Source organism: Pseudarthrobacter sp. MDT1-22, assembly GCF_054511035.1.
In genome coordinates, this window is the sequence record NZ_JBTNDK010000001.1 from 367720 (window position 1) to 390196 (window position 22477).

The 22477-nt window shown below is 65.7% G+C and carries 20 protein-coding genes and 1 tRNA gene; 13 read left to right on the forward strand and 8 right to left on the reverse strand.

The features are described 5' to 3' along the window. Window positions 1-41: 41 nt before the first annotated feature. The 6 genes from ACX80M_RS01810 to ACX80M_RS01835 all read left to right on the forward strand — a co-directional run bounded on the left by ACX80M_RS01810 (window position 42) and on the right by ACX80M_RS01835 (window position 9710). Window positions 42-1781: a glycerol-3-phosphate dehydrogenase/oxidase gene (locus ACX80M_RS01810; RefSeq protein WP_252598340.1), complete on the forward strand. Its 1740-nt coding sequence runs from the start codon at window positions 42-44 to the stop codon at window positions 1779-1781. 45 nt (window positions 1782-1826) lie between these two features. After that, a complete protein-coding gene (locus ACX80M_RS01815) occupies window positions 1827-2315 on the forward strand; it encodes a PTS sugar transporter subunit IIA (RefSeq protein WP_141141159.1) in 489 nt (162 codons plus the stop codon). A gap of 120 nt (window positions 2316-2435) precedes the next feature. Next, window positions 2436-3287, forward strand: coding sequence for an SURF1 family protein (locus ACX80M_RS01820; RefSeq protein ID WP_252598339.1), 852 nt, complete (start codon window positions 2436-2438; stop codon window positions 3285-3287). Further along, entirely contained in the window at window positions 3284-3784 is a 501-nt protein-coding gene (locus ACX80M_RS01825; protein ID WP_252598338.1) for a DUF3817 domain-containing protein, read from the forward strand. Before ACX80M_RS01820 ends, ACX80M_RS01825 begins: the two co-directional genes overlap by 4 nt. A 100-nt stretch (window positions 3785-3884) precedes the next feature. Beyond that, window positions 3885-5474, forward strand: a complete 1590-nt coding sequence (gene guaA / locus ACX80M_RS01830; protein ID WP_252598337.1) for a glutamine-hydrolyzing GMP synthase — start codon at window positions 3885-3887, stop codon at window positions 5472-5474. A 129-nt stretch (window positions 5475-5603) separates the two neighbouring features. Next, complete coding sequence (locus ACX80M_RS01835) at window positions 5604-9710, forward strand: AAA family ATPase (RefSeq protein ID WP_459308515.1); 4107 nt, start codon at window positions 5604-5606, stop codon at window positions 9708-9710. 19 nt (window positions 9711-9729) lie between these two features. On the opposite strand, the gene cpaB is transcribed toward ACX80M_RS01835, so the two are convergent. The 3 genes from cpaB to ACX80M_RS01850 form a co-directional block, all read right to left on the reverse strand. After that, window positions 9730-10476, reverse strand: a complete 747-nt coding sequence (cpaB, locus tag ACX80M_RS01840; protein ID WP_252598335.1) for a Flp pilus assembly protein CpaB — start codon at window positions 10474-10476, stop codon at window positions 9730-9732. Window positions 10477-10574: 98 nt separating this feature from the next. Next, window positions 10575-10838, reverse strand: coding sequence for an FmdB family zinc ribbon protein (locus ACX80M_RS01845; protein ID WP_111908424.1), 264 nt, complete (start codon window positions 10836-10838; stop codon window positions 10575-10577). A gap of 115 nt (window positions 10839-10953) precedes the next feature. Beyond that, window positions 10954-11574 carry a 5-formyltetrahydrofolate cyclo-ligase gene (locus ACX80M_RS01850; RefSeq protein WP_252598334.1) on the reverse strand — a complete coding sequence of 207 codons (621 nt, stop codon included), beginning with the start codon at window positions 11572-11574 and terminating at the stop codon, window positions 10954-10956. Between the two features lie 107 nt (window positions 11575-11681). On the opposite strand from ACX80M_RS01850, the gene galU reads away from it, so the two are divergent. From galU to ACX80M_RS01875, 5 genes are all read left to right on the forward strand, one after another. Next, window positions 11682-12587: a UTP--glucose-1-phosphate uridylyltransferase GalU gene (galU, locus tag ACX80M_RS01855; RefSeq protein ID WP_058931809.1), complete on the forward strand. Its 906-nt coding sequence runs from the start codon at window positions 11682-11684 to the stop codon at window positions 12585-12587. A 5-nt stretch (window positions 12588-12592) separates the two neighbouring features. After that, complete coding sequence (locus ACX80M_RS01860) at window positions 12593-13210, forward strand: GNAT family N-acetyltransferase (protein WP_252567513.1); 618 nt, start codon at window positions 12593-12595, stop codon at window positions 13208-13210. A 148-nt stretch (window positions 13211-13358) separates the two neighbouring features. After that, the gene (locus ACX80M_RS01865; RefSeq protein ID WP_252598653.1) at window positions 13359-14264 is read left to right on the forward strand and encodes a hypothetical protein; all 906 of its coding nucleotides are present in this window, start codon (window positions 13359-13361) and stop codon (window positions 14262-14264) included. A gap of 139 nt (window positions 14265-14403) precedes the next feature. After that, window positions 14404-14476: transfer RNA gene (locus ACX80M_RS01870), tRNA-Ala, on the forward strand. 71 nt (window positions 14477-14547) lie between these two features. Continuing rightward, complete coding sequence (locus tag ACX80M_RS01875) at window positions 14548-16143, forward strand: ABC-F family ATP-binding cassette domain-containing protein (RefSeq protein WP_459308519.1); 1596 nt, start codon at window positions 14548-14550, stop codon at window positions 16141-16143. Between the two features lie 37 nt (window positions 16144-16180). Here the strand turns inward: ACX80M_RS01875 and corA are convergent, their stop codons facing one another. The 3 genes from corA to ACX80M_RS01890 are packed head-to-tail and all read right to left on the reverse strand — an operon-like array spanning window position 16181 to window position 18149. Next, window positions 16181-17176: a magnesium/cobalt transporter CorA gene (corA, locus tag ACX80M_RS01880; RefSeq protein WP_252608967.1), complete on the reverse strand. Its 996-nt coding sequence runs from the start codon at window positions 17174-17176 to the stop codon at window positions 16181-16183. Window position 17177: 1 nt separating this feature from the next. Next, window positions 17178-17603 carry a DUF1761 domain-containing protein gene (locus tag ACX80M_RS01885; RefSeq protein WP_459308521.1) on the reverse strand — a complete coding sequence of 142 codons (426 nt, stop codon included), beginning with the start codon at window positions 17601-17603 and terminating at the stop codon, window positions 17178-17180. 9 nt (window positions 17604-17612) lie between these two features. After that, window positions 17613-18149: an Lrp/AsnC family transcriptional regulator gene (locus ACX80M_RS01890; RefSeq protein WP_252608971.1), complete on the reverse strand. Its 537-nt coding sequence runs from the start codon at window positions 18147-18149 to the stop codon at window positions 17613-17615. Between the two features lie 168 nt (window positions 18150-18317). Between ACX80M_RS01890 and ACX80M_RS01895 the strand changes: the two genes are divergently transcribed. Then, window positions 18318-19559 carry an MFS transporter gene (locus ACX80M_RS01895; protein ID WP_459308524.1) on the forward strand — a complete coding sequence of 414 codons (1242 nt, stop codon included), beginning with the start codon at window positions 18318-18320 and terminating at the stop codon, window positions 19557-19559. Here the strand turns inward: ACX80M_RS01895 and ACX80M_RS01900 are convergent. Both ACX80M_RS01900 and ACX80M_RS01905 read right to left on the reverse strand, forming a co-directional pair. Then, the gene (locus ACX80M_RS01900; protein ID WP_252598328.1) at window positions 19556-20059 is read right to left on the reverse strand and encodes an Lrp/AsnC family transcriptional regulator; all 504 of its coding nucleotides are present in this window, start codon (window positions 20057-20059) and stop codon (window positions 19556-19558) included. The two genes, ACX80M_RS01895 and ACX80M_RS01900, sit on opposite strands and share 4 nt — an antisense overlap. 121 nt (window positions 20060-20180) lie before the next feature. Then, window positions 20181-21467, reverse strand: coding sequence for an MFS transporter (locus ACX80M_RS01905; RefSeq protein ID WP_252598327.1), 1287 nt, complete (start codon window positions 21465-21467; stop codon window positions 20181-20183). 91 nt (window positions 21468-21558) lie between these two features. Here ACX80M_RS01905 and ACX80M_RS01910 point away from each other — a divergent pair, with 91 nt between their 5' ends. Then, entirely contained in the window at window positions 21559-22392 is an 834-nt protein-coding gene (locus ACX80M_RS01910; protein WP_459308527.1) for a LysR substrate-binding domain-containing protein, read from the forward strand. Window positions 22393-22477 lie beyond the last annotated feature (85 nt).

The window sequence follows — 22477 nt, forward strand, 5'->3', positions numbered from 1 at the left end:
TGTGGTTTTACCACCGGCAGCAGCGGCAAGGGAGGCGTTCCGTGAACACTGTTCCAAACGAAGGCGGGGTCCTGGGGCCTGCGGCCAGGGAAGCATCGATCGCCAGGCTCAGGGCCACCTCGGAACCCGGCAACGAACTGGACATCCTGATCGTCGGCGGCGGCATCGTGGGCGCCGGTGCGGCGCTGGATGCCGTGACCCGCGGCCTCACCGTGGGGATCGTGGAGGCCAGCGACTGGGCCGCCGGCACGTCGTCACGGTCATCCAAGCTGATCCACGGCGGCCTGCGCTACTTGGAGATGCTGGATTTTGGGCTGGTTAAGGAAGCGCTGCACGAACGTGGCCTGATTCTTTCGGTCCTGGCCCCGCACCTGGCCCGGCCGGTGCCGTTCCTGTATCCGCTGACCAAACCGTTCTTCGAACGGCCCTATGTGGGGGCCGGGATCGCCCTGTATGACGCCATGTCCATTACGGGCGGGCACAGCCGCGGCGTGCCGTTCCACAAACACCTCAGCAGGCGGGGCACGCTGAGGGCCGCCCCCAGCCTGAAAAAAGACGCCTTTGTGGGCTCCATCCGCTACTACGACGGCCAGGTGGATGACGCCAAGTACGTGGCAAACCTCGTCCGGACGGCGGTGCACTACGGCGCCCATGCGGTGAACCAGATGGCGGTGGTGGACTTCCTGCGTGAAGGTGAGCGCGTGGTGGGGGCCAAAGTGGTCAACCACGAAGACGGTTCGAAATTCAACATCAAAGCCAAGCAGGTCATCAACGCCACCGGGGTGTGGACCGATGAAACCCAGGCCATGGTCACCGACCGCGGGCAGCTGAAGGTCCGGGCGTCCAAGGGCATCCACCTCGTAGTGCCCCGCGACCGGTTCCAGTCCACGGTGGGGCTGATTCTCCGCACCGAAAAGTCCGTGCTGTTCGTTATTCCGTGGGGCCGGCACTGGATCATCGGCACCACGGACACCGACTGGAACCTCGACAAGGCCCACCCGGCGGCCTCCAGCAAGGACATCGACTACATCCTCGAGCACGTCAACCGGGTCCTGAAACGCCCGCTGACCAGGGAGGATGTTGAAGGCGTCTACGCCGGACTGCGCCCGCTCCTGGCGGGGGAGAACGATTCCACGGCGAAACTGTCCCGTGAACACATCGTGGCCCACCCCGTACCGGGCCTGGTAGTGGTGGCCGGCGGCAAATGGACCACCTACCGGGTTATGGCCAAGGACGCCGTGGACGAGGCCACCCGCACCATGGATGAGCGGGTCCCGGCGAGCTGTACCGAAACCATCCCGCTGCTCGGTGCCAGCGGCTTCAAGGCTGCATGGAACCGCAGGAGCAGGACCGCTGAAGAGTCCGGCGTGCACGTGGCCCGGGTAGAGCACCTGCTCAACCGTTACGGGTCCATGACTCCGGAGGTGCTGGACATCATCGCCCGGAATCCTGAATTGGCGGAGCCGTTGCCCGGTGCTGACGACTACCTGCAGGCCGAAGCCGTCTACGCCGCAACCCACGAGGGCGCCCGGCACGTCCATGACGTCCTGACCCGGCGGACCCGCATCTCCATCGAGGCCTGGGACCGTGGCGTGTCGGCGGTGCCGGTTGTCGCTAAACTGATGGGCGAAGTCCTTGGCTGGAGCGATGTGCAGCGCGAAAGCGAAATAAAGCACTACATAGCACGCGTTGAAGCTGAACGGCTGAGCCAGCAGCAGCCGGATGACGAATCCGCCGACGCCGCACGGCTGGGCGTGGAGGACATCGTCCCTTTGCGCTGAGGCGGCACCGCACACCAGCAATTCTCCTGACTGAAGGGACACGCCTTGGCGGAACCACTTGACCGGTACGATGCCGATCTCACCACCTCCGATTTGGTGATTCTGGAGTTGGAGGCAACGGACAAGTCGGACGCCGCGGCGCAACTGGCAGAACGCCTCTTCGCCGCCGGGCGGGTCACGGACTTGCCGCGGTTCCTGGAGCACGTCAACGCCCGCGAACACCAGCTCGCCACCGGCCTGCCGGGCGGGATCGGGCTCCCGCACGCCCGCAGCGAGTTCGTCTCGCGGACGTCCATCGCCGTGGGCATCACCAAGTACGGCCACTCCCTGGACTTCGGTGCCGCCGACGGTCCGGCCACGGTTATTCTGCTGATCGCCACCCCTGCAAGCTCGTTTTCCGATCATCTGGAAGTCCTGGCCACCCTGGCTCGCTCCCTGTCCAAGGAGTCCTTCCGGGAGTCGCTGCGGCGGGCCTACGATGCCGAAGTCATCGCCGAGCTCATCAACTCCAGCCTGGTGTTCTTCGACCATTGAGTGGGGCAGGCCCTTTCGTGTCGACTCCGTCGCCACGTAGGGACCCTGCTGCCCCACTCCAAGGCCGGGACGTACCTGGTCGTTTAGTTGTTCTACAGAGGAACGAAGTACGGTTAACACGTGTGGAAAACAGCCCTTAAGCCCCGATGGATCGCAGGCCTGGTCTTCGCGATCGCGGTCTCAGGGGTGTTTGTCCTGCTCAGCCAGTGGCAGTTCGGTCGGTCCACGCAGCCCGAAGTTGTGGTCAGTCCCGCCACCGAGGACGTCAGGATGCTGACGGAGACGCTTGAGCCCGGAGTCTTCTTCCCCGGTTCAGTGTCAGACCAGATGGTCTCCGCCGAGGGAACCTACGACCCCGCAAAACAGGTCCTGGTGCCAGGCCGCCTGAAGAATGGTGCGAACGGCTACTGGGTGGTTTCCGCCTTCGCCGTGACCGGAGCGCCCGCGCTCACCGGCGTCGCTGCTTCACCCCAGACCTGGATTCCAGTAGCCCGCGGCTGGGTGGCGGATCCCGACGACGCCGGCGCACCGCCGTCGGGCGTTGTGAACCTGACCGGACGGCTGCTGCCGTCAGAATCACCGCTGCCGGCCACCGCACCGGAAGCCGGCCGCGCCTCCGCCGTGTCTGTTGCCGAACTCATCAACTACTGGGACGTCAGCATGTACCCGGGATTCGTGGCCGCAGCTTCCGAACTGGCGTCCGGGTCCGACCTGTCCGCCGCGGCGGTTGATGGTGCCCTGAAGCCCTTGGAAATCGGCCCCCAGCCGCCCGCGCAGCAGGTCAACTGGCTCAATCTCTTCTACTCGCTCGAATGGGTGGTGTTCGCCGGCTTCGCCCTGTTTATCTGGTGGCGCCTGGTCAAGGACGACTATCGGCGGGACCTCGAAGAGGAACACGACGACGATCCTCACCTGGGTACAGCGCCCACCCCAGCAACTTCTGAACAGCTCCAACAAAAGGTAAAGCCATGATCGAACCGAAACCGGCCGTCCAGCAGGATTCTCCGCAGGGCAAGGGCAAGAAGCGCCGCTTCGGCGGTACCGAGCGGCAGATCCGTTCCGCCCTGAAGTTCTACAAGGTGCTGGCGTACCTCACCGGCGCCATGCTGCTGCTGCTCTGCGCCGAACTCATCGCACGTTACGCCTTTGGCCAGTACCTGTTTGCCGGTGGCACCAACGCCGTCACGGGCCAACCGTTCGGCTTGGGTTTCGCCGACGCCGAGCCCAAGGGCGTGGTGGGCGGTGCGAACATCTCCGTCGCCGTGCTGATCGTCCACGGCTGGATGTACGTGGTGTACCTGATCTCCAACTTCCGCCTCTGGACTCTGATGCGGTGGCCGTTCACGAAGCTCGTCCTTCTGGCCCTGGGCGGCGTGGTGCCGTTCCTGTCCTTCGTGGTGGAGAAGAAGTTGCACGCCGAGGTGGAAGCCGAACTGGCCGCGAACCCGCAGGCCGCACAGCGGTACTGAACGCTGCAGCGGTGGGGGAGTCCCGCCGTCGGACGTTCACTGCGTCACACCCACGGTCCTGAATGTGCGGCGGGGCAACCGCGCAAAGTAGGCTAGTACGGTGACTACTCCCACTGCATCCCAGACTTCCCAGAAGCCGGTGCTGGTTGTTGACTACGGTGCCCAGTACGCGCAGCTGATTGCCCGCCGCGTCCGGGAAGCGAATGTGTATTCGGAAGTGGTTCCGCATACCTTCACCACCGAGCAGCTCCTGGCCAAGGACCCCGCCGCCATCATCCTTTCCGGTGGCCCCTCCAGCGTTTACGCGGACGGGGCACCCTCCGTCGGCGCCGACCTCTTTGAGGCCGGAATCCCGGTCTTCGGCATCTGCTATGGCTTCCAGGCCATGGCCAACGCCCTGGGCGGGAAGGTCGACAAGACGGGCCTGCGCGAGTACGGCTCCACCCAGACCACCATCCTCGGCGAGGGCCGCTCCGTCCTCGAGGGGATGCCGCAGCACCAGAACACCTGGATGAGCCACGGCGACTCCGTGCACGAGGCGCCCGAAGGCTTCGAAGTGCTGGCGACGACGGCCGGCGCTGAAGTGGCTGCCTTCGCCAACGAAGAGAAGGCCCTCTACGGCGTGCAGTGGCACCCCGAGGTCAAGCACTCGGCCTATGGCCAGCAGGTGCTGGAAAACTTCCTGTTCAAGGGCGCAAAGCTGGAGCCCAACTGGACCACGGGGAACATCCTCGAGGAGCAGGTGGACCGGATCCGTAAGCAGATCGGCGACGCCCGGGTTATCTGCGGGCTCTCCGGCGGCGTTGACTCCGCCGTTGCAGCGGCACTCGTCCAGCGGGCCGTCGGCGACCAGCTGACCTGTGTGTTCGTGGACCACGGCCTGCTGCGCGAAGGCGAAGCCGAGCAGGTGGAACGCGACTTCGTTGCCGCCACGGGCGTCAAGCTGTATGTAGCCAACGAGCAGGAGCGCTTCCTGTCCGCCCTGGCCGGCGTCAGCGATCCGGAAACCAAGCGCAAGATCATCGGCCGCGAGTTCATCCGCGCGTTCGAAGAGGCCGAGCTGGCCATCATCGCCGAGGCCGCGGCCCATGGCGAGAAGATCAAGTTCCTGGTCCAGGGCACGCTGTACCCGGACGTCGTCGAATCCGGCGGCGGGGAAGGTGCTGCGAACATCAAGAGCCACCACAATGTCGGTGGCCTTCCCGAGGACCTGCAGTTCGAACTGGTGGAACCGCTCCGGGCACTGTTCAAGGACGAGGTCCGCGCCGTCGGCGCCCAGCTGGGCCTGCCGCAGGAAATCGTCGGCCGCCAGCCGTTCCCCGGCCCCGGCCTGGGAATCCGCATCGTCGGCGACATCACGCAGGAGCGACTGGATCTGCTCCGCAAGGCGGACGCCATCGCGCGTGCCGAGCTGACCGCCGCCGGGCTGGACAACGAGGTGTGGCAGATGCCTGTGGTCCTGCTGGCCGACGTCCGCAGTGTGGGCGTCATGGGTGACGGCCGCACCTACGGCCACCCGATTGTGCTCCGCCCCGTTTCGTCCGAGGACGCCATGACGGCGGACTGGTCCCGCCTGCCGTACGATCTCCTGGCCCGGATTTCGAACCGGATCACCAACGAGGTGGAAGGCGTCAACCGCGTGGTGCTGGACGTGACCAGCAAGCCGCCGGGAACCATCGAGTGGGAATAACAGTGTGAGTGGCCGGTCTCCGTCAGCGGAGGCCGGCCATTGCTGTCATCCGTTGAAATCCGCCGCAATTTGGCCTGATCCAGTGTTGCGGTCTCTCATCCCGGCTCCTTTGCGGCTACGCTCGAAAGTATGCCGGTATGGTCCAGGGCGTCACGTGCAAACGCAGAAAAGAAGGCAGTAGTGTCAGTTGGTCAAGGCCACGCGGAGGGTTCTGAGGAGCTCGGAAAATGGCTGTCCGGGCTTAAACCCGTCACCGGGGCAGACACCATGCTGCGTTTCACCAAGACCCCCGAAGGTTCCATTGACCTGACCCATGCGCACCCGTCAGGTCTGGCCCAGCTCATGGCCGGCCGCCGCACACGGTTGTCCACACTCATCCGCGACCACCAGCAGTACGTCGTCGCGGCCCGGGCATCGCGGAACATCCGCTCGAAAATCTTCGAACTCGGTAATGACCGTGGCATAGATGCCGGTTACCTTTCCGCAGGCACCGTTGTGTGGACCTCCGCTGTTGGCGGCAAACCCCAGCGGGTTTCCGCGCCGGTGATGCTCACCGCAATCTCGCTCACGGTCCGCCCGGGTGAGGACGACTACGAACTGCAGCTCACCGAGCAGGCCAACATCAACCCGGCCCTTGTCCGGCACCTGAAGACCATCCATGGCATTGTTTTTGACGTCAACGCCGTGACTCGCCTCGCGTACAGCACCGCACGCTTCGATCCCCAGCCTGTCCTGGATAAGCTTGCAACCCTCATCCGGCCCATCCATGGCGCCGAGGCCCAGCACAATCTGCTGGTGTCCACTTTTGCGGACCTCTCCGGCAACCTGGACGACCCCTGGATCAATGAGGGCAACCCGCTGGTCGCCGCCCTGGCCAAGGCGGCCAGCGGTGAAGTCATTGATGTACCCGCGCCGGACCCCTCCCGCTTCCCGAGCGTGGACGCGCGCCACCCGGACGACGAACTCCTCCTTCTCGATGCCGATCCGGACCAGCAGTACGTCATTGATGCCGCCCGCGCAGGAGACTCGCTGGTGGTCAGCAGCCCGCCGGGCACGGGACAGACCCAGACGGCCATCAACACCATCGGTGCACTGGTGGACGCTGGGCGGTCAGTCCTGGTGGTGGGTGACCGCCGGGCCAGCCTGAATGAAGTATCGGCACAACTGGAATCGCTGGGACTCGAATCCATCCTGTTCCAGCTCTCCGGCACAGCCACACCACAGCAGCTCAAGGCCCAGCTGGTGCGGGCCATCGTACGGAACGAAAAGTCACTCGAACCGCAGCTGGGGAACCTCCACCGGACCCTCACCGAGCACCGGCACGCCCTGATGGACCACGTGGCGTCCCTGCATAACGTGCGCCAGCGCTGGGGCTGCTCGCCGTATCAGGCCATGCAGTCACTGGCCGAGCTGACCTCCATCCACCCCGCCCCCGCCACCACGGTGCGGCTCAAGCGCAGTGTGCTGGACAGCATCCGCGACCGCAACGAGCTCGCCGGCAGGCTTCGCCGCGCTGCCGAGCTTGGCAGCTTCAGCCGCGCCTCCACTACCAGCCCGTGGCACGGCGCCCGGCTGCTCACCCGCAAGGAGACCGAGGAGGCCCAGGAACTCGCCCGGTCAGTGGCCAGGAACCTGCCTGTCCTGCGCGACCGGATGAACAGCGTGGCCGAACATGCCGAAATCCGGCTTGGCACGTCCTTCTCGGAGTGGGGGGAGCAGCTCGAACTCCTCGTGGCTGTCCGCGAAAGCCTCGACAAGTTCACACCGGACATCTTCGACAGGCCGGTCAACGATCTCATCTCCGCCACGGCGTCCTCCGCCTGGCGCCGGGAGCGGAATGTCGACATGGCCTCCATGCAGCGTTCCCGCCTTCGCCGCGTCGCGAAGGAGTACGTCCGTCCGGGCGTCCACATCACCGATCTCCACAGCTCGCTGGTGCTGGTGCAGGACCAGCGTGCCCTCTGGTCCGGCTACGCCACCTCGCAGCGCCATCCGGCCGTCCCCTCGGGCCTTGCCGAAATGAACGTGATGTACCGGTCGCTGGACCGGGAGCTGACCCAGCTGGGTGAAGCCCTCCGGCACACCCAGGCCGGCGGGTCGCTGGCAACGGCCCGCTATGAGGAACTCATGGAGCGGCTGGAGCGGCTCGTGGCCGACACCCACACGCTGAAAACGCTGCCCGAGCGCACGCTGCTTGTGGAAAACATGCGCGAGCACGGCCTGGGGGAGCTCCTCGCCGATCTTGCGGAGCGGGAGGTTCCCGCAGAGTCCGTCGCAGCCGAGCTTGAGCTGGCCTGGTGGCAGTCCGCGCTGGAAGCGATGATCAGCGGCGACGATTACCTGGCCATGTCTGACGGGGACGCACTCCGGCAGCTTGAGGCCGAATACCGGCTCGCGGACAACGCCCATATTGCCAGCGGCGCGGCGCGCCTGCGCTGGGACCTGTCCGACCGGTGGCGGGCCGCGCTTGCGGAACACCCGCGCCAGGCCCAACTCCTCAGGAGCCTGCTTAAGGACGGCCGGGTTACCCTCGCCGCGCTGACGGCCCAGGCCGCCGAGCTGGTCCCCATGCTGGTGCCGGTCTGGTCGGTCAGCCCGTACCTCATGACCGGGCTCCTGCCGGCCGAACATCGCTTCGACGCCGTGGTCATCCTGGACGCCGAAGCGACGTCGCTGCAGGCCGTCCTGCCCGCCATCGCCCGCGCCAGGCAGGTCATTGCTTTCGGTGATGACAAGATTGCCAGCCCCCGGACGTTCACTGTGGGTGTTGAGCGGCTGGCCGCCGGTGAAGCGGCCCACCAGCGCGTCGAAAGCGCGTTCTCGGCGCTGTCTGCCATCCTGCCTGTCTGGCGGTTGAATTTTGTCTACCGCGCGGTTGACGAGGACCTGGTCCTGCAGCTGAGCAAGAACTCTTACGACGGCGCCCTCCGCAGGCTCCCCGAGGGACAGTCCGCCACGGGCTTGGATAGGGCGCTCCTGGTGGAGTACCTTCCCGACGGCACCGGACTGCCCAGTGCCGACCACGAAGGCGTCGAATCCGTGGTGGCCGAGGTCAACCGGGTGGTGCAGCTGGTCTTTGAGCACGCCCGGACACGGCCGCGCACATCGCTGGCAGTGGTCACCGCCAGCCTTCGCCATGCTGCCCGGATCGGTGAGTCCATTCGTCTTCAGCTCCCGAACCACCCGGGCCTGGCCAGCTTCTTCAGCGCAGGATCCGAGTCGTTCCGGGTGGTTGACCTTGAGCGGGCGCAGGGCCTGGTCCGTGACCACGTGATCTTCTCACCCGGTTTTGGCCGCACTCCGCACGGCCGGGCGCTGCACAACTTCGGACCCCTGTCCGCTGAGGGCGGGCGGGAAAAATTCGCTTTGGCGATGACGCGTGCACGGCGTTCACTCCACGTCCTGACGTGTTTCCAGCCCGAAGACCTCGATCACACGCGGCTGTCCTACGGCGCGGTGGACTTCTACGAGCTCCTCAACCGTGAGATTGCGGGAAAGACTGATCTCGGAACTCCGGCCTCGCGTGCCGCCGCCAGTGAGCAGGCGCTTGGGGCCGATCCCCTCGTCGCCGATCTTGGTGACCGGCTGCGTGCCCGCGGCGCCCGCGTCTGGCACCAGTACGACGGCGTGATTGACGTGGTGGCCGCAGCAGACCCGCTCAGCACCATGGGTCAGGACGACGCCGAGATTCCGCGGCCGGTGGCCATCGAATCGGACGGCACGGAGCAATACCGCACCATGAGTGTCCGTGAGCGGAGCCGGCTCCGTCCGCAGCTGCTGGAACGGATGGGCTGGCGGTACATGCCGCTGTGGACCATCGAAGTCTTCACGGACCCGTCCGCCTGCGCGGACCGGATCGCGGGTTACCTGGGCCTTGAGAATGTTCTGCCGCCCGGACGGGGCACGGCCTCGGGCGGGTTCTTTGACGAGGACATGGACCCGCTCGCGCTTGCGAGCGAAGGAAACGAAGGGAACGACGACCAGGCCGGACGCCTGGCCAGTGAGGAGGCGGTTGTTGTGACCCCACGGAACGCCGATCAGGCAGATACACACGGTAACGACCAGGCGGACGACGCACGAAACGGGAACGCGGCTGTGCCGGAGCGCCAGCTGCCTGGGGCCGCGGGCATCCTGCCCAACAAGGCTGCGGAGGATGATCCGAAGCGCTGGGGCGATGGCCCCGACAACGATCACGACGCATGGCTGAACGAAAACAAGCCGCCGCACTGGGGCTGACCTCCAGTCTGCAGCGGCGTCACCCGGCCCCGCCCTCGGGTCCCACCAGGACGAAAAACAGCTTACCCTGTGTGGAGGCCCCCGCCAGCCGGGCAGCCTGCTCCGGGGCTGCTGCCACGACGATCAGCCCGTCGGTTTCGCCGGTGCCCAACCACTGACCCGTCTTGCCGCCTTGTCCTGACGTCCACAGGACGGGAACGGAGGAAGCCAGCACCTCTGAGGGGGATTGCTGGTCGTAGCCGTTCGCCCCGGTCAGCACCACGTTGACCAGTTGCCCGGGCGATACGAGCTGGATGGAGGAAGCATCGGCCATCCTCAAGGGCACGGCAGCGGAGCCCGGTGGCGTTCCGGTCAGGAGACCGGGACCCAGCAGCAGGGAGTCCGTCACCAGTTGGCCCTTCCGCAACGGGGCTGCCAGTTGCTTTCCCGCGGCGTCACCGGTGTCGGACATAGACCCGGCAGTGAGCATCCCCGGCGGGATCTTCGTTGCCGTCAGGTCCGTGGCTGTCAAGGCCGTGCCTGCGGGGAGATCCCGCGCCGCCGCCAACACCGAGACCGTATCGGCGGGCGGGGGAGTGAGCTGATGGACCGTTATCCCGGCAGCAAGGCAGAGCAGGAGCGCTATTGCGAGGCGCCGGTTCCGGCCCAGCAAGGACAACAGCCTGTGGCCACCCGCGCCCCGCGAGCGTGCTGACGGGAGCGGGCGGCGGACCGGGAGTCCCGGCGGGGCGGATCCGCGGCTGGAACGAAAGAGGGTAGCGGGCATGCGAACCACGCTACGTACCGGCAACCACGTCCGACAGGAGCGAAGGTGCCTATGTGGACAACTGTGCCGCCGGCGTCGTACGTCTTTTTAACCGGAGGTCAGCTGGCCGCAGCGGCGGTGGCAGGTGCCGGCGCCGGTGCGGCCGCGGGGGCGGAGGGGGCAGCCGAAACGGTGCTTCCCTTTGCATCCCGGGAGTCGGTCCGGTAGAAACCGGAGCCCTTGAAGACCACGCCCACGCTGTTGAACTTCTTGCGCAAGGCGCCCTGGCACTCCGGGCATGAAGTCAGGGTGCTGTCGGTAAACGACTGGAAAACGTCGAAGGCGTGGCCGCAATCCTTGCAGGCGTAAGCATAAGTGGGCACTGGTGATCCTCCTCGGGGGCAAACGAGAGGTCCTGTACTGCGTTGAGCGGAAACTGTCCATTAGCAGTCGCAGGGCCTGAGTGCCAATTCTATCACCCCGGAAAGTAGCCCTGCCTCAGGCCGGGTCCGGCAGCCGGATCAAACCTGAGGGCGTGAGCGCGGCCGGAACCCTCCGGTCGAAGTCTTCGGCGGGAATGCTTCCGGCCGGAAGCAGCTCGGATTCGAAGACGACGGCCGCAAACGGGATCTCGAGGCCGTCCCCGGCCAGGGCGGCCAGCAGCACGTCATAGTAGCCGCCGCCCTGGCCGATGCGGTTGCCGTCCCTGTCCACGGCCGTGGCGGGGATGAAGAGGGCAGCAACGGACGCCATGATGCCGAGGTCAAGGCGAGGTCCAGCAGGTTCCAGCACCGGTGCATAGCGGCTGCGGACAAACTCGACGCCGGGGGTCCAGTACGTCCAGCTCAGCCTGCGGCCGGGTTCACAGACAGGGAGCAGGATGGTGTGGCCGCGGCGGTGGAGTTCGCTGATCAGGGGCAGCGTGGGCGGCTCTGGGGCCACGCCCAGGTAGGCACAAAAAGTCGACGGCGTCCCACCGGTCAGTTGTTCGGCCCATGCGGCGCCGTGGACGGCCAGGGCGGCACCGGCCGCGTCGCGCTGGGTGGCGTCCGTCGCGGCGCGGCGCGCACGATGGCGTGCGCGGATGTCCGCCTTGGCTTCGCTACTTCCTTGGGACATGCCGCTCCTTCTCTGCCGTTAGGGTGGCCGTTGCAGCGTCTGCGCCGCGCCGGCTCAGGAGCCACCAATAATTACTGAATGGTCAGCCCCTCCATTAGATTAGTCCAGTGACTACCACTCAGCAGACAGTACGCAAGGCCGTTATTCCCGCTGCCGGACTCGGCACCAGGTTCCTGCCGGCCACAAAAGCCATGCCCAAGGAAATGCTCCCGGTGGTGGACAAGCCGGCCATCCAGTACGTGGTTGAAGAGGCTGTCAATGTTGGCCTTAACGACATCCTGATGATCACGGGACGCAACAAGCGTGCCCTGGAGGACCACTTCGACAGGGTTCCTTCGTTGGAGGACACCCTGGAAGCCAAGGGCGACCTGGCGAAGCTTGAGTCCATCCAGGCAGCCAGCAACCTCGGTGACATCCACTACGTCCGCCAGGGTGACCCCAACGGCCTGGGCCACGCAGTACTGCGTGCAAAGCAGCACGTCGGCAACGAACCGTTTGCAGTCCTCCTGGGCGACGACCTGATCGATGCGCGGGACGAACTCCTCAGCACCATGATCGAAGTCCAGTCCAAGACCGGCGGATCGGTGGTGGCCCTCATCGAGGTGGAGCCCTCCCAGATCAGTGCCTACGGATGTGCCGACGTGCAGGAGATCGACGGTGAAGGCTACGTCAGGATCAACAAGCTCGTCGAAAAGCCCAGCGTGGACGAGGCGCCCTCAAACCTGGCCGTCATTGGCCGCTACGTCCTCCACCCCGCAGTTTTTGACGTACTCGAGCACACTGGCCCCGGCCGGGGCGGGGAAATCCAACTGACCGACGCCCTGCAGGAACTGGCAGCCGGCGAAGGTGACGGCTACGGAGTTTACGGCGTGGTCTTCCGCGGCCGCCGCTACGACACCGGTGACAAGCTCAGCTACCTCAAGGCCTGCGTCCAGCTCGCCATTGACAGCGACGACCTTGGCCCCGGTCTGCGGGAGTGGCTGCCGGGCTTCACGGCCGGCCTCGCTAAATAACTGCCGTGCGCCCCGGACCCATCTGGCCCGTGACACTCGAATGCGGCGACCTGATCCTGCGCCCCATCCGGTACCGGGACAAGAAGGAATGGACCCAGGTCCGTGGGCGCAACAGCGAGTGGCTGGCGCCCTGGGAAGCATCCAATCCGGCACCTGGCGGTGCCCTGCCTGACTACCGGCAGATGGTGCGGTCCTTGAAAATCCAGGCCGCCCAGGGGACGGCCTTGCCGTTCCTGATCACTGAGCGCACACCCAGGTTGGCCGCCCCGGTCATCGTTGGCCAGCTGACTGTTTCCTCGATTGTGTGGGGTTCGGCCATGATGGCGACTCTGGGGTACTGGGTTGACCAGGCGCGCGCCGGTCACGGCATCGCACCCACGGCGGTGGCCATGGCCACTGACCATTGTTTCCAAGCAATGGGCCTGCACCGGATGGAGATCAACATCCGGCCCGAGAATGGCCCCAGCCTGCGCGTGGTTGAGAAGCTGGGCTTCCGCGACGAAGGCTACCGTCCACGCTTCCTTCACATCAACGGCGAGTGGGCGGACCACCGGTCCTTCGCGCTGACCGCTGACGAGGTCCCGGAGGGGCTGCTCGCCCCGTGGCTCGCGTCCCGGTCCTGACCCGCCGGACCTGAACCCGGCATGGGTACTTCCAAGGTCATAAATCCAATGAATTGCCACGTTGCCGGCGACACACCGTGGCTAATGCGGGGGCGGCTGCCCTAATGCTCATACGGTTTTGATTGTGGACTTCCCCCTAAGCAGCTCAGTGATCCTTGTGGTTGCCGTTGTGCTCTGGATCGTATGGGTTGCGCCCTATGTTCTGCGGAACCGCCGGCACCAGGCCCAGGCCGCTGGCGACTTCCTGGCGGAAGTACCAGCCATTGAATCATCGGACCCGAGAGCCGGGACGGTACTGAACATCACCGCCCAGCAGGAGAAAGCCATGGAGATCAGGAAGAGCCCCGAGACCGCAACGGAAACGTCCGGCAGTTTTACGACGGGCGGCGCGTTCCGGATCCGCTATGGCAGGACGGGGATCGCCCTCATTGGTGTCCTGGCGTTGCTGACCGCGTTTGTTTCGGGTGTTCTTCTGCCGTTCGGAATCGGAAGCGCCCTGCTGCCGGTCGCCGGCCTTGCCACCACCATTGCAGCCGTCTTCGTGCTGCGTTTCCTGGCTGTGCGTGACCGCAAAGCCAAAGTGAACGCAGCGTTCCGCTCAGCGATGAGTGCCCCCGTGCGGCGTCAGGGATCTATCGCCACGGACACCGCGGCGCGTCCGGCAGCCCGGCCGGAAAGCCGGCTCTTTGACGCAGAGGCCCACCAGCCCAAGCCGAAGCCAAAGCCGCTGACAGCGATGGAACTCCGGGAAGCCGCACTGGCCGTCGCCGTTGCCGCCGGAGATGCCAGCGCCGCCGCCGCTTCGCTGGCGCCGGCCGACACAACCTGGGAACCGGTGGACGTGCCAAAGCCGGTGTACGTTGAGGCCGCCAAAGCCGAACGTCCGGCGCCCCAGCCGCTTGACCTTCCCGAGGCGCCCAAAGCCGTCGGTAAGCCGTCCCTGAAGCAGGGCGTTACCGCAGCCACGCCCGCCGCGCCTGCCGCCAAGCCCCTCACCAAGGCGCAGAGCGCCCTGAGCAACCTCGACGACGTCCTGCAGCGCCGCCGCGCCTGATACCTCGCGAGGTTCGCCCAAGCAGCACGAGCCCCGGTCGTCAGTGCGGGCGCGGAGTGTCAATTCGCAATGCGGGACGAAAATTTGTAGCCTAAGGTCACCGGTACCGCCGTTCCTTCCCGGGGACACGGACTGTTCCGGGGCTATAGCTCAGTTGGTAGAGCGCTTCGTTCGCATCGAAGAGGTCAGGAGTTCGAATCTCCTTAGCTCCACACATCATCTGTCTGGCCAGAACCGTGTTTCCCAGGCCCGCAGTTAGCTAGCACTGGATTGGACACCATCAATGAGTTTGATCCGGCTGAACGACGTCAACGTGAGCTTTGACAAAACCCAGGTTCTCCGCGAAGCATTTTTCAAGCTTGAAGCCGGGGACAGGGTTGGCCTGATCGGCAAGAACGGTTCGGGCAAGTCCACCATCCTGAAGCTGATCCAAGGCCAGGTGGCTCCCGATTCCGGGACCGTAGCCGTCGAGCTCGGAACCAAGGCCGCCTACTTCTCCCAGTTCTCGGAGCTGAACGGCGAATCCACTATAGCGGAGGTCCTGGACGGCCTGTTCGCCCACGTCAAGGAGATCGAAGCCGAACTTGCCGGCATCGACGCGGCCATCGCCGCCGACTCCTCCGACGCAGCGCGGCTGGATGAGCTGATCCACCGCCAGTCGGAACTCTTTGAGGCGATGGACCGTTTGGATGGCTGGGACTATCAGCGCAGCATCGATAAAGTGCTCACCACCCTCGGCTTCAGCGACCACCACCGCACCTGCGCCATCGATGAACTCTCCGGCGGCTGGCGGAACCGGGCAGCGCTGGCAAAGATCCTGCTGGAAGCCCCGGACGTCCTCCTGCTTGATGAACCCACCAACTACCTTGACGTGGCCGGCGTCGAATGGCTCGAAGGCTGGTTCCGGACCTTCAAAGGCGCTGCGATCATCGTCTCGCACGACCGGAAGTTCCTGGACTCCGTTGTCACCCGGATCATCGAAGTGGAGAACTTCCACCTCCACGAATACCCGGGAAACTTCGCCGAATACGTGGTGGCGAAGCAGTTCAAGCTCAAGAGCCTGGAGAGCCAGTTCGTTCACGAGTCCGAGCTGCTGGCCTTCGAGGCCGAAGGCATCTCCGACCGGCGGGAAGCGGCCAAGGCGGCCGGCAAGGGACGGGCAAACCAGCTGGCCAGGATCAAGAAGTCCCGGGCGCCACGGCCCGTGGACCAGATCATCACGGAGATTTACGGCGGCCTGTACGTCAAGGATGTCCTGTGCCGGGTGGAATCCCTGAGCAAGGCCTACGGCGGCCGTACGCTGTTCAGCGGCCTCAGTTTCGAGATCGGGCGCGGCAACCGCATCGCCGTCATCGGATCCAACGGCAGCGGCAAGACCACGCTGCTCCGGGCACTCACCGGCGAAGAGCCAGCCGATTCAGGCAGCGTGGCCTGGGCCAAGGGCGCCGGAATGGTCTCCTACAACCAGGTCCTGGAAGAACTGGACGACGACGACACGGTCACCCATGCGGTCAACGCGATGCCTGACAGCCTGGCCCTGACTGCGACGAAGAAGTCGGTGAACAGGTTCCTTGCCATGTTCCAGTTCTCCGAAGCTGATCTCAAGCAAAAGATCGGCAACCTCTCAGGCGGCCAGCGCGCCCGTGTGGCCATGGCCCAATGCCTGCTCTCGGGTGCTTCGGTGCTGCTGCTGGATGAGCCGACCAACCACCTGGACCTCTCCAGTACCCAAGTTATGGAACGCGCCCTGCTGCATTTCCCGGGAGCAGTGGTTGTGGTCAGCCACGACCGCTTCTTCACCGACAAGATTGCCAACCGCCGGCTGGTATTCAGCGCTGCAGACTCAGGCCACGGGAGTGTGGAACTCCACGTCGCCTGAGGTTCGGCGGAGCCCGGGGGCCCCGGAGCCGCCAGCCCTACAGCCAGCCTTTCCTCTTGAAAATGGCGTACATCAGGCCTGCGGTGCCGGCCATCAGCGCGATGGCCATCGGGTAGCCAATGGCCCAGTGGAGTTCGGGCATGTGGTCGAAGTTCATTCCGTAGACGCCGGCCACGAAGGACGGTGCAAAGAAGATCGCCGCCCAGGAGGAGATCTTCTTCACCTGTTCGTTCTGTTCGGCGCTGGCCTGGTTCTGCCGGTTGGCGGTCAGCGTTCCGTCCAGCGTGAGGGCGTTCTGCAACAGATCACGGAATGAATCGGCGCGCGAGATGACTCTCTCCACATGGTCCTCGACGTCCCGCAGGCTGTGCTGCAGTTCAGAGTCCACGCCGTACTTTTCAAAGCCACGCTTGAGCTGCTGCATCATGTCCGGCAGGGGATGGATGGCGCGCTGGAACTGGATCACTTCGCGGGCCAGTTCATAGATGCGGCGGGAGACGGTGGTGTCCCCGCTGAAGAGCTGGTCCTCGATCTCGTCAATGTCGTTTTCCAGCCCGGCCACCACCGGTGCGTAGTCGTCCACCACCAGGTCCAGCAGCGCGTAGAGGACGGCTTCCGGGCCGTGTCGGAGCAGGTCGGGTCGGCCCTCCAAGCGGCGCCTCACCCGGGCGACGCCGGCCATTTCGGCGTGGCGGATGGTGACCACGAAATTCCGGCCCGTGAAGATGTGCAGCTCGCCGAACTCCACGGTCTCGGTGGCGTCCAGGTACCGCGCCGGGCGGAGCACCGTAAAGAGGTTGTCCTCGTAGCGCTCAAGCTTGGGCCGCTGGTGCGCCGAGATGGCGTCCTCCACAGCCAGGGCGTGCAGCCCGAATTCGGTGGCAACGGACGTCATTTCCGCCGCCGTGGGCCGGTATAGCCCGATCCAGGCCATGCCCCCGTGCTCGGCGAGCGTTTCGAAGGTCTGTTCCAGGCTCTCCGGTTCCGCGCTGCGGACGCCGTCCACGTAGACGGCATTGTCGATGATGGTCACGTCAGGACATTGCCCCGATGATCGCGCCGGCCACCGTCATGGCGAGCAGGTCGTGTCCGGAATCGATCAGGGTGACCGTTGTCCGGCGGCCGGCGAACCCGTTATGGATGACGTGCCCGCCGGCGCGGAACACCAGCGCGAGCACCAGGGCGAACCCGCCGCCCGCCACAGCGTTGTCCAGGCCCAGCTTGCTGATCAGGACAGCCAGCAGGACGGCGGTCAGGGCGGCGGTGACCATCATGGGAACCCAGATCCCCGCGCCGCCGCTGATGTTCTTGAGGTCCTCTTCAGTCTTTCCGATGGCGGCCATCCACCGCTTGCCCAGCACGGCCGGCATGTACCAGAAAAAGCCGATGGCCATGCTCGAGATGAAGGCCAGCGCCACGGCGAGCCAGTTGATCTGTGAAATATGCGAAAGCCAATCCATGCTGGAATCCTAACTGCCTTCGGCGGGCCCGCCGCCGCGCCCGGACAATTGCTTGGGCCGTGTTGGGGTGCCGGGCACGGCCTGTGCGAGGCGCCTGATCAGGGGTTCGGTCCGGTAAGGAATATGGGTGTGGAGAGCCAGGACAGTTTCGGTCCGGATGACGCCCTTGATGCGGAGGATCTGGCGGAGGGCGGACTGCAAGTTGTGCGTATCGGTGGCCACCACACGGCACCACACGTCACCCCGCCCCGAGATCTCATGGACCTCCAGGACCTGGGGGAGCAGCCGGAGGGCGCCCACGACTCCGTCCAGTTCCCGGTGCGTCACTTCGATCGTAACGAAGGCGACGACGTCGTACCCCACGGCCTCGAGGTCGATCTCGCGGCCGCCGTCGTGCAGCACTCCGGCCCGGAGCAGGCGCCGGACCCGCGACTGCGCTGTGTTGCGCGCAATCCCCAGCGCCTCGGCTAACTCGCCGATCTGGATGCGGGGATCGTGGATGAGTTCCAGGAGGATCTTCAGGTCAGTGGGATCAAGGGTAGGCAAACTGTCACTTTCAGTTATTGGCGCCGTAAAGAATTGCGTATTTTGCTCAATTGTTCCACGGACAAGCGCCCAAACCGTCACCTCTGAAGCATTCTATAGATATCAATTTCCCCCGGGGGCGGCCTCCCACAAGGACCTCCCTCCCCGGTCGACGCCAAGGCAGCGCCAATGACAGTCTTTAATGAACTCCGCATGCGTCCGGCTACCGCCGGGCGTCAGGGCTGGGATGCATCCACCACCGCACGGCTGGCGATGGCCTGCGCCGTCATCTTCACCTTGCTGGTCGGTGCGAACCTGGCCACGCCCCTGTATCCGCTGCTCCAGGCAAACCTTGGCCTCTCGGCACTCGGCGTCACGGCGGCCTTTGCCAGCTATGTCCTGGCCCTGGTGGCAACGCTGATGCTGGCCGGGCACTGGTCGGACCACATCGGCCGGCGGGCGGCGCTCATCCTGGCTGTACTCGCCGGACTGGCGGGCAGTTGGGTCTTCTCGCAGGCCGAAAACCTGGTGGCGCTCTCTGCCGGACGGGCCCTTCAGGGTGTGGCCGTTGCCCTGGCCACGGGTGCCAGCGCAGCCGCACTGCGGGAACTGCTCCCGACCCGGCCGGAGTGGGCCACCCGTTTCACACTGCTGGCGACGGCGGGAGGCGTGGCGGCCGGTCCGGTCATCGGCGGCCTGCTGTCGCTGCTGCCCGGGCCCACCACGGCCCCGTACTATGTTCACTCGCTCGTCCTGGCGGCAATGCTGGTGCCGCTGTACCTGCTTCAGGCCCGGCCGGCCATCAAGCCTCCGGTCGGCCGTCGGCCGGTCCTGGTCCTGGCTCCCCGCCGGCCTTCGGTATCCACCGAGGCGAGGGGCGCTTTCTGGCTTGCGGCCGCCGTCGGCTTCCTCAGCTTCTCCGTCTTTGGATTTTGCCTCTCGCTGGCACCGGCCTATTTCGCCCCGATCATTCAGATCGATTCACGGCCGTTGATCGGCGCCTTGGCCGGGTTGACGCTGGCCGCCTCCGCCCTGAGCCAGGTGCTGTCCGTGCGGGGCCGCTTTGTAGTGCCCGTGGGGCTGGCGGTCCTGGGAGCCTCGGTGCTGCTCCTGGCTGCAGCGGCCGCCTGGAGCAGTCCGCTGCTGATGGCCGTTGCCAGCGTCTGCGCGGGGCTGGGCCAGGGGGTCGCCTTCCGGACGGTCTTCAATGATGTGGCCGCCAAGGTGGAACCGTCACAGCACGCCCAGGTCATCAGCACGGTTTATGTCATCACGTACCTGGGCAGCGCCGTACCGGTCATCGGGCTGGGCTGGGCAACCGCGGTGTTCGGGCTGCCGACGGCGGTCGCGGGCTTCGTGGTGCTGTGCAGCGCCGCCGCACTGGCGCTGTCCGCCGTCACGCTTCGGACGGCGCTGCAGCGGACAGGCTAGTCCGGCAGCGGGCCGTGGTTCCCCTGGATGTGCTCAAAGACGAGGGTGGTCTCGGTGTGGCCCACCACGGGGTCGGTGGCGAGATTGTCCAGGACCCAGTCCCGTAGGTCCTCGGTGCTGGCAACGGCGATGTGCAGCAGGTAATCCACGGAGCCTGACGTGTGGAAGGTGGAGAGGACCGCGGGCAGGTGCGGAACGCGGGCTGTAAAGCGGTCGATCTGGTCCCTGTCGTGGGCCCGCAGCCGGACGGCCACAAGCGCCTGGACGGACCTGCCGATGGCCGAGAGTCTGAGCTTCGCCTCAAATCCCTGGACAATGCCACGTTCGGACAATGCGCGGGTCCGCATGAGCGCGGTGGACGGTGCAATGCCCACCAGTTCTGCCAACTGCTTGTTGGAGATCCGGGCATCGTCCACCAGGGCGGCCAGAAGCCGTTCATCGATGGCATCCAGCGGCTCAACGTGGCTGGCCGGCCGGATGCTTTTTGGGTTGCTGCTCATGGAATCTCCTTGAATGTCCGTCAGTTCATCCTAGACGCCGGATTCCTGTTGATCACCCCGGAACGCAACCATCCCTGCCGAACAACCGCCAGACACACATGCCATTTAATGGCGGATAGTTCTACGGCCGCGCGGCGTCCGCCTGCCCTTGTGTGGCGGCCCGTGCGGTTTCGTCGTTCCCCCGGGGATGTACGACGGCGACTGTCACCGCTGTGATGCATGCCAGGGCCATGATTGCCACGGCAAGCGCCGTCCAGCCCAGGGACTGGAACACCAGTCCGCCCGCCCAGCCGATGACGCTCGAGCCCAGGTAATAGGCCAGGTTGTAGAGCGACGATGCCTGGGCGCGGCCGGTGGTGGCGATGTTTCCGGTCCAGCCTGCGCCGATGCTGTGCGCCGCGAAGAAGCCGCCCGTGAAGATCACCAGGCCAGCAAGGATCAGGGCGAGCAGCTGCGTAAGCGTCAGCGCCAGCCCGGCCACCATCAGGACGATGCCAGCCAGCAGTACATTCCTGCGGCCAAACCTGGCCGTCAACCCGCCGGCCCAGCGGGAAGAGAACGTTCCGGAAAGGTACGCAAGGAAGATCAGGCTGATCAGGGTGGCAGGCAGCGTGAAAGGCTCAGCGGTCAGCCGGAAGCCGAGGTAGTTGTAGACGGCCACAAACCCGCCCATCATCAGGAAGGCCTGCGTGTAGAGCGCCAGCAGCCGGGGATTGCGCACATGCCCGCCGAGCGTCGCCATGGCACCGCGCAGCCCGGCGGCCTTGGCGGCGGTGAATCCCTTCGCCTGCGGTACCAGACCCAGGAAGAGCACCGCGGCCACTGTTGCCAGCAGGGACACAGCCAGGGCGGCAGTGCGCCAGCCCCAGAGCTCACCTACCGGGCCTGCCACGAGCCGGCCGGCCAGCCCGCCCAGCGTTGTGCCGGCAACGTAGCTGCCTGCGGCCATGGCCGCATGGGCCCTGTTCACTTCCTCGTTCAGGTAGGCGATGGCGATGGCCGGGATCCCGCCCAGCGCCATGCCTTCCAGCAGCCGCAAGGCAAGCAGGGCGCCGAAAGTGGGGGCGAGCGGTACCAGCAAGCCCAGGATAGTGGCGGCGGAGATGCCCCATGCCATGGCCTTGACCCTGCCGATCCTGTCCGCGAGGAAGGACCACGGAATGACGGTGATAGCCAGGCCCACCGTGGCCAGCGAAATGGTCAGCGCGGCCTCTGCCGCGGTCACCTTCAGGTCTGCCGCCAGGAGCGGCAAGACCGCCTGGGTGGAGTAGAGCTGGGCGAACGTTGCCACGCCCGCGAAGGCCAGGCCGGCCAGAATCTTGTTGTAGGCAGCGGAGCCTTTGGGATGTCCCGCCCAGGGATCCTGCGCTGGACTGAAAGTTCCTGGGGCTGCGGTATTCAGTGGCATAGCTCAAGGGTAGGCTTCGGCAATGTATGCTTCCAATGCATCTTTTAGGCACATTTCATATCCAGAGTGGAACGTTTGAAAGGTGGAGCCGATGCACTCGGACCACAAACAGCTGGTGAAGCTCCTGCCGCTGCTCCCCATCCTGGCTGAACTGGGCCGGACCCAGCACGTCACTGAAACGGCCGAGCTCCTGGGAGTACCCCAGTCAACGGTGAGCCGGGCGCTGTCCCGGGCCAGCGCCGTCGTCGGAACAGAACTGCTGATCCGGGACGGACGGGGCATCCGCCTGACAGCGGCCGCCCGGACGCTGCTGCCGTACATCGAGTCGGCCCTGACCGAGTTCCAGGCCGGACTGGACCTGGTCCGGCACGAGTCGGACGTGGTGCGGGGGAAGGTGTCGCTGTCCTTTCAGCACACGTTCGGGGAGGCCACCTTGCCCCTGCTCATCAGTGCCTTCCGCAGCCGCCACCCGGAGGCCGGCTTCATCCTCAGCCAGGGGGCGCGGGACACCTGCCTGGCGGGGCTGGCCTCGGGTCAGGCGGACCTGGCACTGACCGCCCCTGTTCCGGCGGCAAGCAGCACCATCTCTTCGGCGTCGCTCTACCGTGAGCCCCTCCGGCTGGTGGTTCACCACGGCCACCCGCTGGCCGGACGGGACGCCGTCAGGATGCAGGACATCCGCAGGGACCCCTTCATCGCGCTGGAGCCGGGGTACGGCATGCGGTCACTGACGGATGCCTTGTTCCGCGAGGCAGGCTTCCGGCCGCGGATCGCCTTCGAAAGCCAGGACACCCACACCGCCCGTGGTTTGGTCGCCGCGGGACTCGGCGTCAGCATCCTGCCGCCCGGGGGCAGTGCGCCGGGGCGCCACCTCAGTCCGGAAACGGGCAACCTGGGCTGGGTTGAACTTAGGACGCGTCAGTAAATAAGCCAGCGTTTCGTCGTTTTGGCTCTATGGTGGTGCTATGGCCATTGGTGCAGAGGTTGAGACGGCTTTGCAGGGAAAGTTC

Coding starts and splice junctions, on each gene's coding strand:
- ACX80M_RS01825 (WP_252598338.1), top strand. CDS start 3,284: ATGATCGAACCGAAACCGGCCGTCCAGCAGGATTCTCCGCAGGGCAAG.
- ACX80M_RS01835 (WP_459308515.1), top strand. CDS start 5,604: ATGCCGGTATGGTCCAGGGCGTCACGTGCAAACGCAGAAAAGAAGGCA.
- cpaB (WP_252598335.1), bottom strand. CDS start 10,476: ATGCCCGCTACCCTCTTTCGTTCCAGCCGCGGATCCGCCCCGCCGGGA.
- ACX80M_RS01850 (WP_252598334.1), bottom strand. CDS start 11,574: ATGTCCCAAGGAAGTAGCGAAGCCAAGGCGGACATCCGCGCACGCCAT.
- ACX80M_RS01875 (WP_459308519.1), top strand. CDS start 14,548: ATGAGTTTGATCCGGCTGAACGACGTCAACGTGAGCTTTGACAAAACC.
- ACX80M_RS01885 (WP_459308521.1), bottom strand. CDS start 17,603: ATGGATTGGCTTTCGCATATTTCACAGATCAACTGGCTCGCCGTGGCG.
- ACX80M_RS01895 (WP_459308524.1), top strand. CDS start 18,318: ATGACAGTCTTTAATGAACTCCGCATGCGTCCGGCTACCGCCGGGCGT.
- ACX80M_RS01900 (WP_252598328.1), bottom strand. CDS start 20,059: ATGAGCAGCAACCCAAAAAGCATCCGGCCGGCCAGCCACGTTGAGCCG.
- ACX80M_RS01905 (WP_252598327.1), bottom strand. CDS start 21,467: ATGCCACTGAATACCGCAGCCCCAGGAACTTTCAGTCCAGCGCAGGAT.
- ACX80M_RS01910 (WP_459308527.1), top strand. CDS start 21,559: ATGCACTCGGACCACAAACAGCTGGTGAAGCTCCTGCCGCTGCTCCCC.